The 13,219-nt window shown below is 72.2% G+C and carries 14 protein-coding genes, 1 tRNA gene and 1 pseudogene; 8 read left to right on the top strand and 8 right to left on the bottom strand.

From position 1 onward, the window contains the following. Positions 1-28: 28 nt before the first annotated feature. The 4 genes from PV364_RS38585 to PV364_RS38570 all read right to left on the bottom strand — a co-directional run bounded on the left by PV364_RS38585 (position 29) and on the right by PV364_RS38570 (position 3,443). On the bottom strand, positions 29-874 hold the full coding sequence (locus PV364_RS38585) for a thioesterase family protein (protein WP_319665607.1): 846 nt from the start codon (positions 872-874) through the stop codon (positions 29-31). Beyond that, complete coding sequence (locus tag PV364_RS38580; RefSeq protein WP_319665606.1) at positions 871-1,467, bottom strand: TetR/AcrR family transcriptional regulator; 597 nt, start codon at positions 1,465-1,467, stop codon at positions 871-873. The genes PV364_RS38585 and PV364_RS38580 overlap by 4 nt, the downstream gene beginning before the upstream one ends. A 68-nt stretch (positions 1,468-1,535) precedes the next feature. Then, positions 1,536-2,387: a formate dehydrogenase accessory sulfurtransferase FdhD gene (fdhD, locus tag PV364_RS38575; protein ID WP_319665605.1), complete on the bottom strand. Its 852-nt coding sequence runs from the start codon at positions 2,385-2,387 to the stop codon at positions 1,536-1,538. A 171-nt stretch (positions 2,388-2,558) separates the two neighbouring features. Beyond that, the gene (locus PV364_RS38570) at positions 2,559-3,443 is read right to left on the bottom strand and encodes a hypothetical protein (RefSeq protein WP_319665604.1); all 885 of its coding nucleotides are present in this window, start codon (positions 3,441-3,443) and stop codon (positions 2,559-2,561) included. Between the two features lie 126 nt (positions 3,444-3,569). Between PV364_RS38570 and PV364_RS38565 the strand changes: the two genes are divergently transcribed. Next, entirely contained in the window at positions 3,570-4,514 is a 945-nt protein-coding gene (locus PV364_RS38565; RefSeq protein WP_319665603.1) for a rhomboid family intramembrane serine protease, read from the top strand. A 125-nt stretch (positions 4,515-4,639) separates the two neighbouring features. Next, the gene (locus tag PV364_RS38560; RefSeq protein WP_319665602.1) at positions 4,640-5,320 is read left to right on the top strand and encodes a GntR family transcriptional regulator; all 681 of its coding nucleotides are present in this window, start codon (positions 4,640-4,642) and stop codon (positions 5,318-5,320) included. A gap of 30 nt (positions 5,321-5,350) precedes the next feature. Here PV364_RS38560 and PV364_RS38555 read toward each other — a convergent pair whose 3' ends face one another. Further along, entirely contained in the window at positions 5,351-5,866 is a 516-nt protein-coding gene (locus PV364_RS38555) for a VOC family protein (protein ID WP_319665601.1), read from the bottom strand. A 69-nt stretch (positions 5,867-5,935) separates the two neighbouring features. On the opposite strand from PV364_RS38555, the gene PV364_RS38550 reads away from it, so the two are divergent. Together PV364_RS38550 and PV364_RS38545 are read left to right on the top strand one after the other, a co-directional pair. Continuing rightward, on the top strand, positions 5,936-6,574 hold the full coding sequence (locus tag PV364_RS38550; RefSeq protein WP_319665600.1) for a LysE family translocator: 639 nt from the start codon (positions 5,936-5,938) through the stop codon (positions 6,572-6,574). A 28-nt stretch (positions 6,575-6,602) separates the two neighbouring features. Continuing rightward, positions 6,603-6,920: a chorismate mutase gene (locus PV364_RS38545; protein WP_319665599.1), complete on the top strand. Its 318-nt coding sequence runs from the start codon at positions 6,603-6,605 to the stop codon at positions 6,918-6,920. Positions 6,921-7,003: 83 nt separating this feature from the next. On the opposite strand, the gene PV364_RS38540 is transcribed toward PV364_RS38545, so the two are convergent. Both PV364_RS38540 and PV364_RS38535 read right to left on the bottom strand, forming a co-directional pair. After that, positions 7,004-8,395, bottom strand: coding sequence for an OFA family MFS transporter (locus PV364_RS38540; RefSeq protein WP_319665598.1), 1,392 nt, complete (start codon positions 8,393-8,395; stop codon positions 7,004-7,006). 306 nt (positions 8,396-8,701) lie between these two features. Then, positions 8,702-8,935: pseudogene (locus PV364_RS38535) on the bottom strand (CoA transferase); the annotation flags it as partial. A 187-nt stretch (positions 8,936-9,122) separates the two neighbouring features. Between PV364_RS38535 and sucC the strand changes: the two are divergent. The 4 genes from sucC (at position 9,123) to PV364_RS38515 (ending at position 11,806) form a co-directional block, all read left to right on the top strand. Further along, positions 9,123-10,262 (top strand): ADP-forming succinate--CoA ligase subunit beta, encoded by a 1,140-nt coding sequence (gene sucC, locus PV364_RS38530; RefSeq protein ID WP_319665597.1) that lies wholly within the window; start codon positions 9,123-9,125, stop codon positions 10,260-10,262. A gap of 5 nt (positions 10,263-10,267) precedes the next feature. After that, positions 10,268-11,140 (top strand): succinate--CoA ligase subunit alpha, encoded by an 873-nt coding sequence (gene sucD, locus PV364_RS38525; RefSeq protein WP_319665596.1) that lies wholly within the window; start codon positions 10,268-10,270, stop codon positions 11,138-11,140. After that, the gene (locus PV364_RS38520) at positions 11,140-11,559 is read left to right on the top strand and encodes a carbonic anhydrase (protein ID WP_319665595.1); all 420 of its coding nucleotides are present in this window, start codon (positions 11,140-11,142) and stop codon (positions 11,557-11,559) included. Before sucD ends, PV364_RS38520 begins: the two co-directional genes overlap by 1 nt. Positions 11,560-11,721: 162 nt before the next feature. Then, positions 11,722-11,806 (top strand) — tRNA-Leu (locus PV364_RS38515). 185 nt (positions 11,807-11,991) lie between these two features. Here the strand turns inward: PV364_RS38515 and PV364_RS38510 are convergent. Next, positions 11,992-13,197, bottom strand: coding sequence for a glycosyltransferase (locus tag PV364_RS38510; protein ID WP_319665594.1), 1,206 nt, complete (start codon positions 13,195-13,197; stop codon positions 11,992-11,994). Between the last annotated feature and the right edge of the window lie 22 nt (positions 13,198-13,219).

Here is a 13,219-nt window from a genome sequence, read left to right as displayed (position 1 = left end):
GGGTGCGGGTCGCGGCGTGCGCCGGACGCTACGCGTCCTCCTGCAGCCGCACCCGTGCCAGCTGCCGTGACTGCGCCACGAGACGGCCCGCGGAGTCCCAGACCTCGGCGTCCTCCTCCATGTAGCCGTCGGCGAAGTTGCGCGTGGAGTGCTTCAGCCGCAGCCAGCCCGGCGCGGGCCGGGCCCGGACGTGGGCGGTCAGTTCCAGGGTCGGGGCCCAGCCGCGTATGCCCAGGTCGAAGCTGACCGGCGGGAGCGCGTCGACGGCCAGCAGCAGCATCAGCGGATCCGGTTCACGTCCGTCGGGCAGCCGCAGCCAGCCCTGGATCAGCCCGCGCCCGGACGGCGCCCCGACCGCCCAGCCGACCGTGTCCGGGTCCAGCCGCAGCTCGATCCGGTCCAGCATCGGCGAGATCTTCAGGAAGTCGGGCGGTGCCATGTCGGTGCCGACGCACTGCTCCGGCGGCGGCATCGGCGGGGGCGTCGCGGAGGTCCGCACGTCACCCGCGTGGTCGTGACCGTCCAGGTCGCCGTAGGTGGCGATGGCGCGCAGCCGCTCCTGGCCTTCCTGCACGACCGACGCCGTGCCGGTGGAGACCGTACGGCCGCGGCGCAGCGTCTCGGTGCGGACGGTGACCGGGCCGGGGCGCGAGGTCGACAGATAATACGCGCTGATCGAGAACGGGTCGCGGTGCCCCTGCTCGCCCCCGCCGAGTTCGGCCGCCAGGGCCCGTCCGGCGAGGGCGAGCAGCAGGCCGCCGTTGATGCCCATGCCGATCCGCCAGCCCTCGTGGAGCTCCGCGTCGTGGAGCGAGGGCTCGCCCGGGCGCGGGGTCAGCGCGGTTTCGCGGTCGAAGCCGTAGGTCTCCGTCATCGTCGGCATTCCTTGAGGTCGAGCGAGGTGAACAGGGCGTCCAGCGCCGCGTCGACGGACGCCGCGCCGGTCGCCAGGGCGAGGGAGCCCCACAGCCAGAGTTGGACGAGGCCGTGCAGCCCCGACCACAGTGCTCCGGTGAGCGCGCGGGGGTCGGCCGCCGGGTGCCAGCCCTCCGCCTGTGCGGCGCGTACGAGCACGAGCAGGTGGTCGTCGAAGGCCGACAGGCTCACCCGGCTGAGTTCCCTGTCCCGGGGGTCGAGCAGGTCGTGCCGGAACATCAGGGCGAACATGGCGGGCCGCCCGAGGGCGTAGCCCACGTACCCGCGCGCCCCGGCCCGCAGCCGGGTCCGCGCCGAAGCCCCTTCGGCGCAGTCCTTTACGGCGGCCTCCGCCGAGGCGTTGAGCTCCCGGAAGCCGGCCGTCGCCACGGCCGACAGCAGCGCCGCGCGGTGCGGGAAGTGCTTGAGCGGGGCGCCGTGCGACACATCGGCCCGGCGCGCGATCGCCCGCAGGGTCAGGCCCTCCACGCCCTCCTCGTCGAGTACGGCGAGGGCGGCGCCGAGCAGGCGGGCACGGGGGTCGGTCGGCATGGTGGACAGTGTCCACCGCGCGGTGGACACTGTCCACCCCCGGCTGACGGCAGGGAGCGAGGGGCCGGTCAGCCCCGGCCGGCCGCCGGCGCGGGCAGGGCGATGCGCTCCTCGCCCGCGTACACGTTCATGGAGGTGCCGCGCAGGAAGCCGACGAGGGTGAGGCCCGACTCGGCGGCGAGATCGACGGCGAGGGAGGACGGGGCGGAGACGGCGGCCAGGACGGGGATGCCGGCCATCACCGCCTTCTGGGCGAGTTCGAAGGAGGCCCGGCCGGAGACCATGAGGATCTTCCCGGCGAGGGGGAGCAGGCCCTGCTGGAGGGCGCGTCCGACGATCTTGTCCACGGCGTTGTGGCGGCCGACGTCCTCGCGGACGTCCAGCAGCTCGCCGTCGGCGGTGAAGAGCGCCGCGGCGTGCAGGCCGCCGGTCCGGTCGAAGACCTGCTGGGCGGCGCGCAGCCGGTCGGGGAGCGCGGACAGCAGGGCCGGTTCGAGCCGGAGCGGGGTGGCGTCGGCGATGGGCCAGCGCGCGGTGGTGCGGACCGCGTCGAGGCTGGCCTTGCCGCACAGGCCGCAGGAGGACGTCGTGTAGACGTTCCGCTCCAGCGTGATGTCGGGGACGGGGGCGCCGGGCGCGAGCCGGACGTCGACGATGTTGTACGTGTTGGAACCGTCGACCGTCGCGCCCGCGCAGTAGACGATGTTCGCCAGTTCCTCCGCGCCGCCGAGTACGCCCTCGCTGACCAGGAATCCGGCCGCCAGGGCGAAGTCGTCGCCCGGTGTGCGCATCGTGATGGCGAGCGGCTTGCCGTTCAGCCGTATCTCCAGCGGCTCCTCGGCGACCAGGGTGTCCGCCCGGTGGTCGATGGCGCCGTCCCTGATCCGCAGTACGCGGCGCCGTTCGGTGACCCGTCCCATGTCGATCAGTCCCGGTTCTGTCCGTGCGGGCGGCCGGTTCGGCCCTTGCTACGAAGGTTGCCATGCGAACGTGCGGTGCCGCGCGGCGCGGCGTCGCCGGCACTCACGCAGATTGTCTACAGCATCCCATTGTGCGGTCAAGGCCGCGCCCACGCAGGGGGAATGAGGGGATCAGAACACGTCCACGACGCTGCCGACGGTCAGGTACAGGGCGCCGGCGAACAGCGCGAGGGTGAGCAGCCCCAGGACCGTGACGCCCGCGAGCCGGGCGTACCAGCCGGTGCCGGAGACCACCTCGGGATGGTCCGGGTCGTACGTGATCTCCACGCGCTTCGCGTCGCCCTCGACCTTGCGGCCGCTGCCCCGGTAGTCGCGGACGACCCCCTTGAGGTCGGTGTACCGGTAGACGGTCACCGACGGGCTCTCGCTGTCGGCGGCCTCCTCGCTGCGGTCGAAGGCGGCGATCACCGTGATGCCGCGGCGGCGCAGCACCAGGCCCTTGTCCAGCTCCGTGAGGAATCCGGTCAGCGCACCGAGGCCGAAGAGGGCGGGCAGGATGCCGAGCCCCCACCGGAGCGCCCCCTGGCCGTCCACGAGCAGCCAGACGAGACCCGCGAGCCAGCCGAGGGCCAGGAGCAGACCGGCGACACCCACGGCGGCGTCGCCCGGGGACGACTCCCCGGCGGGCTTCGCGTCGTCCGCGGGCCGGGCCCTGGTGGAGGTCACCTCCACCAGGGCCTCGCCGTCCTGCCGGGGCTCGTCGGCGTCGCGCGGAGGGAGTGCGGCGTTGACGGCCGCCGCGAACACCGTCACGGCACGGGAGTTGTGGTGCCTGACGGAGTACACGGTCGCGGGCCCGGCCGCCGTGGTGAGGACGATCTCCGCGGTGCTGCCCTGCGGGCCGGCCGCGCGGACCTCCTCGATCGCGGCGACCGGAACCCGGCGCCGCACATGTCCTTCGCTCAGGCGCACGTCGTCCCCGTCGAAGCGGGCGGCCACGCCGCCCCCTCGCAGGACCAACTCCGGCTGCTCGGCGGCGGATGCCTCGCTCGTCACGGACTCACCTTAGGGGCCGGCCGTGGACCGCGGAACAGCGTCGCGGCCATGGTTTGACGGGCGGTGCCGGATCTGGGTACAACCGTGCGAATCTGCTGTGTCGTACGCCGACGGGGGCTGTCACTCGTGAGCACCACGGACGCCGATCAGGGGACCCAGCCCCCGGTCACCACCTGCTACCGCCACACCGGGCGCGAGTCGCACGTCCGGTGCACTCGCTGCGACCGCTACATATGCCCGGACTGCATGCGGGAGGCGTCCGTCGGCCATCAGTGCCCCGAATGCGTCCGCGAGGGCAACCGCGGTGTCCGCGAGGCCCGTACGGCCTTCGGCGGCAGGATCGCCACGTCGGGCGTGCCCACGGTGACGTACGCGCTGATCGCGCTGAACGTCGCGATGTACGTGGCCGAGGTGCTGCGGCCGGGCATCGTCGTCCGCCTGGACGGCCTCGGCCAGGGCCTGCTGGGTCCCGACGGGAACGGCTACGTCTACCACGGCGGGGCGGTACCACCGGGCTACCGGGCGATCGGTGTCGCGCACGGCGAGTGGTACCGGCTCCTCACCTCGTCCGTCCTCCATGCCGGCCCGCTCGAGGGGCATTTCGGCATCACCCACATCCTGTTCAACATGGCCGCGCTCTGGAACATCGGCCGCGTGGTCGAGAGCCAGCTCGGACGCGTCCGGTACCTCGGGCTCTACCTGCTCGCCGCCCTCGGCGGCGGCGTGGCCGAGTACGTACTCGCCCCGTACACCCCCGCGGTGGGGGCCTCCGGCGCTGTGTTCGGGCTCGCGGCCGCGTACTACGTCCTGAGCCGGCGCCTGCGCTACGACCCCCTCGGCGGCAGTCAGCTGATCGTCACGCTGCTGGTGTGGCTGGTGATCTCCGCGGCCGTCACCTCCTGGCAGGGCCACCTCGGCGGCCTGCTCACCGGAGGCGCGCTCGGGCTGGCCCTCGCCTACGCCCCCGCGCGGCACCGGGCTCCCGTCCAGGCGGCGGGCGCGGTCGCCGTCCTGGCCGTCCTGGTGGTGCTGGTGGTCGTGAAGACGTCCCAACTCACCGGCGCCGCCTAGGGGGAGTGGCGCCGGCGCCGCGGGGTGTGAAGAGGGTCACGCACCGGGACGGTGTCCCGACCGCGCCGTGTCCCCGGTAGACTGTAGACGAAAGCCAATCATCCCCGGAAAGGTTGGGGGCCGAGATGCTGTCCACTGGGCTGTCGCAGGGATCCGTGCCCAAACTGGAGCGTCCAGGGCCCCTGCGCGAGCGGGTGTACGAGGCGCTGCTCGAACTCATCATCACCCGGGCGCTGAGCCCCGGTCAGCATCTGGTGGAGACCGAACTCGCGGGCCACCTCGGGGTCTCCCGCCAGCCGGTGCGCGAGGCGCTGCAGCGGCTGAACACCGAGGGGTGGGTGGATCTGCGCCCGGCGCAGGGGGCGTTCGTCCACGAGCCCACCGAGGAGGAGGCCGACCAGCTCCTCGTCGTCCGCGCGCTGCTGGAGACCGAGGCCGCGCGCCTGGCCGCCGCCAACGCCGGTGCCGAGGGTCTCGAGCGGCTGGACGAGCTCTGCGCGACCGGGGAGGCCGCGGTCGAGGCGGACGACGTCGACGCGGTGGTGGCGGCGAACGCCGCCCTCCACGCGTACGTGATGGAGCTGGCCGGCAACGCGGTGCTCGCCGAGCTCTCCCGGCAGGTCGACCGGCGGGTGCGCTGGTACTACACCCCGGTCGCCCGGCAGCGCGGCAAGCAGTCCTGGATCGAGCACCGTGAGCTGATCAGGGCCATCGCCGACCGCGACGCGGCCCGGGCGAGCGAGGTCATGCGCGCCCACACCGAGCAGACCCGGAACTCCTACCACCACCGCGCCGACAAGGACTGAGCCGCGGGACCGCGGCGCGGGCCCGCCAGGTCACAGCAGCGCGTCGCCCTCGAAGTAGCCGAGCCGCTCCCGGTACAGCTCCAGGTTGAGGCCGTTCGGGTCGCGGATGTACAGGCTGTTGTCCACGCCCCGGTCCGGCCCGAGGTAGTCGGTGCCGGCCGCGTCCAGGCGCCCCTTCGCCGCGTCGAACTGCTCCGCCGTCACCGACAGCGCCAGGTGCTGCAGACCGCCGATGGTCTCGTGCTGCTCGGGGTGCTCATGGCCGGGGAAGTCGAAGAAGCCGAGCAGGTTCCCGTTGCCGATGTCGAAGAAGAAGTGGCTGGAGCCCGCGTAGTCGCGGTTCTCCACCAGCTCCACCAGCGGGAATCCCAGGAACTCCTGGTAGAAGCGGATGGTCTCCTCGACGTCGCGGCAGATGAACGCCGCGTGGTGCACCCCGGCCGCCGTCGTCGCCGGTCGCTTGCCGGGCTCGCGCAGATACGCCGTGCGCAGTTCCTCCCGGCGCGCCCGTACCGCCTCCAGCTCCTTGCCCTGCGGCTCACCCATGTCCGTCCCGCCTTCCAGCCCCGCCGAAAATCCAGTGCGCCGGAACATATACCCGATTACCCTCCGGCCATGGTGACCTTCGACCGACTGGCGGCGTTCGCCCTGGTTTCGCTGCTGCTGGTGCTCATCCCCGGCCCCAGCGTCCTGTTCGTCATCGGCCGCGCGCTGGCCCACGGCCGCCGCGTCGCGCTGACCTCCGTCGCCGGCAACACGCTGGGCTCGTACGTCCTCGTCCTGGCCGTCGCGCTCGGCGTCGGCCCGGTCGTGGAACGTTCGGCCCTGCTGTTCGCCGCGCTGAAACTCGCGGGCGCCGCGTACCTGGTGTACCTGGGGATCAAGGCGCTGCGCCACCGCAAGGCGCTCAGTATGGCCGCCGGGGAGGCGGGGGCGGCGCGCGGCGCGCTGCGTACGCTGGCCGAGGGCTTCGTGGTCGGGGTGTCCAACCCCAAGACGATGGTGTTCTACGCGGCCGTCCTGCCGCAGTTCGTGGACCGCGCCGCCGGACACGTCACCGCGCAGATGCTGCTGCTCGGCCTGGTCTTCAACGTCATCGCGCTGGCCTCCGACAGCACCATGGGCCTGGTGGCCTCCGCGGCCCGCTCCTGGTTCGCGCGCTCGCCGCGCCGGCTGTCGATGGTCGGCGGCGCGGGCGGCCTGGCCATGATCGGCCTGGGCGTGACGGTCGCCGCGACCGGGCGTACCGACTGATCACCGCGCCGCTCGATAGGCTGGGCGCATGGACGACGGACACGCGGACGACGCGGCCGCACTGGAGCGCCTGCGCTACCTGCGCGGCAGTATCGACAACCTGGACGCGGCCCTGGTCCACCTGCTCGCGGAGCGCTTCAAGGCGACGCAGCAGGTGGGCGAGTTGAAGGCCGCGTACCACATGCCGCCCGCCGACCCGGGGCGCGAGGCCGAGCAGATCGCGCGGCTGCGGCAGATGGCCGAGGAGGCGCATCTCGACCCGGCCTTCGCGGAGAAGTTCCTCAAATTCATTGTCGAAGAGGTCATCCGGCATCACAAGGCGATCGCGGCCGACCGCTCCGGATGACCTCCGCGTGGGCCTCAGCCGTGAGGTTCCACGGCTGAGGCTCCCGTCATGCTGCGGTGCTCACCGGGTGCCGCGCCGGCATCTCAGACCATCTCCCGGCTGATGGGCTGCGGGTTCGGCCGGATGTCCTTGACCCGGGGACGGCCCGGCTGCCGCAGCAGCAGCGACAGACCACCGGTGAACAGGCCGATGCAGCCGGCCAGGATGAAGGCGCCGCCATAGCCCCAGGCCCCCACGACGACGCTGCCGAGGCCGGCACCGACCAGGCCGGAGACCAGCTTGGAGCTGTAGACCAGGCCGTAGTTGGAGGCGTTGTTGTTCTCGCCGAAGTAGTCCGCGGTCATCGCGGCGAACAACGGGAAGATCGCGCCGCCGCCGAAGCCCGAGATCATCGACGCCAGCAGGAACAGCGGCATGCTGCCCATCGAGCCGGAGAAGTAGACCGCGAACTGCGCCAGGCCCAGCACCACGCAGACGAAGGTCAGCGTCTGCCGCCGCCCGTACCGGTCGGATATCCAGCCGATGACACCGCGGCCGGTGCCGTTGACGATCGCCTTGAGGCTCATGGCGAGCGCCACGATGCCGCCCGCGAAGCCCATCTCGTCACCGAAGTCGACCTGGAACGAGATACCGAAGATGTTCACGCCCGCCGTGCAGAGCAGGCAGAACCACATCAGCGGCAGGACACCGGTCTTGACGGCTTCCATCGGGGTGTACTGCTTGACCGCGGGCGGGTTCTTCTCCAGCGCCCGGCGCACTCGGGGGTCGTCGGAGACCGCGAGCGGGTCGATGTCCGCGGGCCACCAGTTCTTCGGCGGGTCCTTGAAGAAGAAGCCGCTGACGGCGACGGCGAGGGCCAGGCCGACACCCACGACGACCAGGATGTTCTCGTAGTTGCCCAGATCCATGTAGGACTTGAACAGGAAGATGAAGGGCACCGACCCGTAGGCGAAACCGCCGTTGACGAAGCCGGTCTTGCCGCCCTTGCGCTCCGGGTACCACTTGCCGACCATGTTGATGCAGGTCGCGTAGACGAAACCGGCACCGCCACCGCCGAAGAAGCCGAAGCCCAGGTACGCCCAGAAGACATTGGGCGCGTGGGCCAGCGACAGGTAGCCGACGAGGGTGCCGGCCGCGCCGAGCACCATCGCCGCGCGCGCCGACAGGGTGCCGTTCTCCCGCATCTTGCCGGCCGGGAAGGCCACCGCCGCCTGGAAGAGGATCCAGACGCCGAGCAGCCAGAAGATGTGCGCGCCGTGCCAGTTGTGCGCGTCGGAGAGCGTGTCCTCGGCGGAGGTGAACGCGTACTCCGAGGAGCTGATGGCCATCATGGCGACCCAGGGGAGGATCACCATGGTCCACCGGGGCCGCCCCATGATCTGCCGGTCGGATTCACCGATCCGGTACGTGCGTCCGTTGCGGTCCGTCACCTCCGTGTAAGAGCTGGGTGGTTGAGACGATGTCGATGACGCCATTGTCGTTCCCCTTGCCTCGTAAGAGCCGGGCCAGCGCCCCCTGGACGGTTCCCTTGTGGTGCTTCCGGGGCGGGAGGTCCGGCCGCGCGTGTCGCGGGACCGGTGCCGCCCCTTGTGCTCCGCTCGCAAGCGGGAGCGACTGCCCGGTACGACGCCGTCCGGGCAGGATCAATGGCGGGCCGAAGGCTCGGCCCGGGCGTGCGCGGCGGTCGTGCCGCGCACGCGGAGGGACGTGCTCGCCGTCCCGTCCGCCTACGGCGGCGCACCGCCGGTGACGTTCCCGGCTGCGGGCGCCGCCCTCGGCCGCGTGATGCTCCGCTTGTTCGCGTCGAGCATCGTGAAGTACAGGCTGTCCACACCCGGCAGGTCCCGCAGCTGACCGCGGGTGATGCCACCCCCCGGCGCCTCCGGCTTGACCCCGTCCGCACCCGGCCACGCCGGCAACCGCGTCGCCGGCGGCCCCGACCGCACATGCGTCGTGTCCAGCACACGTACACCCTCAAGAGCCCTGCTCACGGGTGCGGAGTTGCGCTCGTGCATGGCGAGTCGGGGTCCTTCCGTGCGGGGCCGGTGCGTAGGTCGTTCGTGTGATTCCGTTCAGGAGTCTGTACATTGCATACAGCCGACGAATACTGTATGCAGACCGTTATCCCCCATCGGCCAGCCGGTGTCCAGAGGTGTGCACCGGATTCTCCGCCGACTCCAGTCAGGGCAGGTGCGTTTGACGATGGATCTGTTCGAGTACCAAGCACGGGAGCTCTTCGCAGGCCACGGCGTCCCCGTGCTCGACTCCTTCGTAGTGGACGACCCCGCGGAGGCCCGGGCCGCGGCCGAGCGCCTGGGCGGACGCGTCGTGGTGAAGGCCCAGGTCAAGACCGGCGGCCGGGGCAAGGCGGGCGGGGTGAGACTCGCCTCCGACCCCGCGGAGGCGGAGGCCTCGGCCCGCGCGATCCTCGGCATGGACATCAAGGGGCACACCGTCGGCACGGTGATGCTCACCGAGACCGCCGACATCCAGGACGAGTTCTACGTCTCCTACCTGCTCGACCGCGCGGAGCGCACCTTCCTCGCCCTGGCCTCCGCGGAGGGCGGCATGGACATCGAGGAGGTCGCCGCCACCCGGCCCGGGGCCCTGGCCCGCGTCCCCGTCGACGCGGACGAGGGCGTCACCGAGGACAAGGCCCGCCAGATCGCCGCCGCCGGCGGCCTGCCGGACGAGGCCGTACCCGTCCTGATCGCGCTGTGGGAGGTCTTCACCGCGGAGGACGCCCTCCTGGTCGAGGTCAACCCACTGGTACGGACCGAGGACGGCCGCATCCTCGCCCTCGACGGCAAGGTGTCGCTCGATGCCAACGCCCGCTTCCGGCACCCCTCCCACGCCGCGTACGAGACCCCCGGCGAGGGCGACCCCCTGGAGGCCGCCGCACGCGCCAAGGGCCTGAACTACGTCAAACTCGACGGCACGGTCGGCGTCATCGGCAACGGCGCGGGCCTGGTCATGAGCACCCTCGACGTGGTCGCCCACCACGGTGGCGCCCCGGCCAACTTCCTGGACATCGGCGGCGGCGCCTCCGCCCAGGTCATGGCCGACGGCCTCGGCGTCATCCTCTCCGACCCCGACGTCACCTCCGTCCTCGTCAACGTCTTCGGCGGCATCACCGCCTGCGACGCCGTCGCCGACGGCATCGTGCAGGCCCTCGGACTGGTCGACCTCACCAAGCCCCTCGTCGTACGGCTGGACGGCAACAACGCCGAGCGCGGCCGGGCCGTCCTCGACGCCGCCGCCGCGTCGCTGGGACCGCTCGTACAGCAACTGGACACCATGGACGGCGCGGCCGCGCGGGCCGCCGCGCCCGCAAGGAGCTGATCGCGATGGCCATCTTCATCGACCGCACCAGCAAGGTGATCGTCCAGGGCATGACCGGCTCGCAGGGCATGCAGCACACCCGGCGCATGCTCGCCTCGGGCACCGACGTCGTCGGCGGCGTCAACCCGCGGAAGGCCGGTACCCAGGTGGAGTTCGACGGGCGCATCGTCCCGGTCTTCGGGTCGGTCAAGGAGGCGATCGGCGCCACGGGCGCGGACGTCAGCGTCGTCTTCGTCCCGCCGCCCTTCGTCCGCGCCGCCGTGGACGAGGCGGCCGACGCGGGGACCCCTCTCGTCGTCGTCATCACCGAGGGCGTCCCGGTCCACGACACCGTCGCCTTCCGCGCCCGCGCCAACGCCGCCGGGACCCGCGTCATCGGCCCCAACTGCCCCGGCCTGATCAGCCCCGGGCAGTCCAACGCGGGGATCATCCCGGCCGACATCACCACCGCGGGACGCATCGGACTGGTCTCCAAGTCCGGCACGCTGACCTACCAGCTGATGTACGAGCTGCGCGACCTCGGTTTCTCCACCGCCGTCGGCATCGGAGGCGACCCCGTGATCGGCACCACCCACATCGACTGCCTGCGCGCCTTCCAGGACGATCCCGACACCGACCTCATCGTGATGATCGGCGAGATCGGCGGCGACGCCGAGGAGCGCGCCGCCTCCTACATCTCGCGCCTGGTCACCAAGCCCGTGGTCGGCTACGTCGCGGGTTTCACCGCCCCCGAGGGCAGGACCATGGGGCATGCCGGCGCCATCGTCTCCGGCTCGGCGGGCACCGCCCGGGCCAAGAAGAAGGCCCTCGAAGCCGCCGGGGTCGCCGTCGGCAGCACGCCCTCGGAGACCGCGCTCCTCGTCCGCGGGCTGCTGTGATGACCGGCACCGAGGACCTGCTGGTCCGCCGTCACGACGTCGGGGCCGCCCTCGCGCCTCTCGACCCGAGGAAGCGCGAGCCGCAGACCCGGGTCGCCATCGTTGCCTGCATGGACGCCCGGCTCGGCGTCGAGACGATGTTCGGCCTGCGCCCGGGCGACGCCCATGTGATCCGCAACGCGGGCGGGTGCGTCACCGACGACACCCTCCGCTCGCTCCGGCTGAGCCAGCTGCAGGAGGGCACCCGTGAGATCGTGCTGGTGCACCACGAGGACTGCACGGCACTGATCGACCCGGCCGAGGACCTGCTCACGTGCATGGCCCGCCTCGGTGACAGCGCGCAACTGCCCCACACCGAGGCGCTGCGCGGATTCCTCTACACGCGCCGTGGTGCGCTGCGCGAGGTCCGTCGCATGTGAGACGCGACGCCCGCGTTCTCGCGGCGCCGTACGCTCTCCGGCCCGCGCCGGCGGCGTACGGTGCCGCACTCGCGTTCCCCGGGATACGCAGGTGAAACCGGTCCCGAATCCTTGGTATCGTTGTCCATGTCGCCGCGGGGATGCCCCGCGGTCGGACACCCGGTCCGGGTGGCGGAATGGCAGACGCGCTAGCTTGAGGTGCTAGTGCCCTTTATCGGGCGTGGGGGTTCAAGTCCCCCCTCGGACACAGCAGTCGCAGGGAACGAAAGTGCCGGCTGGGAGCGATCCCGGTCGGCATTCGTGCGTTCCCGGGGCTGGCAGGCTCGCCTGCCTGCGTGGGGGCGCCACGCGGTCCGGGCGCCACGGCACAGCCGGTGTCCCGGCTGCCCGCGGCGCTGCGGAGCGTAGCGGCCCCCACGCCCGGCGGGCGCCTCAGAGCGCCTCCGGCAGTGGCGCGGCGCCCACCCCGTGGTGCACGCGGTCGAGGAGCGCGGCGTACGCGGCGATCATGCGGGTGCGGCTGAAGCGCTCGCGGCTGAGGGTCAGCGAGGCGGTGAATTCCGCCCGGCGGTCGAGGGCCTCGACCCAGGCGGACATGATCGCCTCGGGGTCCTGCGGTGTGATGATGCCGTGGCCCGCCACAATGGCGGCGGTGTCACCGACGTCCGTGGCGACCGGGATCGCGCCGCACATCATGCCCTCGATCAGGCACAGCGGCGCCGCCTCCCCCGAGGAGGACGTCAGGGCCACCACGTCCGAGGCCGCGTACACGGTCTCCATGTCACCCCGCACACCGAGCAGGTGGAGCCCGCGGGGAAGGTGCGCCCCGTCGTCGAAGGCCGCCTCGATGTCCGCGCGCAACGCGAGGTTGGCCTCGGTCATGCCCGCGCCGCACATCAGCACGTGGCCGCCGGGTTCGCGCCGCAGCCACGCCTGCGCGGCCCGCAGGAGCAGCGGCACGTTCTTCATCGTGGCGTACCGCGCGGCGAAGACGACCACCGGCGCGGCGTCCGGGATGCCCAGTGCGGCCCGCAGCAGGACCCGGCGCGCCGGGTCGGGCCGGAAGCGCAGCAGGTCCACGCCGTTCGGGATGACGTGCAGCAGTTCGCCGGGGATCCCGGCGGCCTCGTACGCGACGCGCGTGGACTCCGCGCAGCAGACGCAGGCCGCGATCCTGCCGCCGGCGACGGCGGCCTTCAGCTCGTCCAGGGCGGGGCCCTGGTTCTCCGGATCGGAGCGGTGCAGGCAGACCACGACGGGCCGCAGCGGCAGGCCCGCCTGATTGAGCAGTTCCAGAGGCTGTTCCTTGAGGGACAGGATGACGTCGGCGGCCGCCGTCGCCCTCGCCGTCGTGGCCAGTTCCGGGCCGGTGAAGGCCTTCGGGCCTCCGGCCGGGGCGAAACTGCGGCCCAGGGAGGTGATTTCCACGCCGGCGGCGGTCAGCGACCGGTAGCAGGCGTCGTCCTCCATCGGCTGGCGGGTGGCCTCGCGGTGCACCTCGCCGTGCATGCTGAGCACACTGTGGTGCTGGCCGCCCTCGCGCAGTCCGAGGACGACGTCGCTGTGCAGGATCCGGGCCCCACCGGAGAAGAAGCCCTCATAGACCGAGAGCACACGCAGTCCGTGCGTCGCGCGCACACCATCACCCGCCTTGCAGAAG

The sequence above is a fragment of the Streptomyces sp. MI02-7b genome, from assembly GCF_033793585.1.
In the GTDB taxonomy this organism is placed as follows: domain Bacteria; phylum Actinomycetota; class Actinomycetes; order Streptomycetales; family Streptomycetaceae; genus Actinacidiphila.
This window is presented reverse-complemented; position numbering and strand designations above follow the sequence as displayed.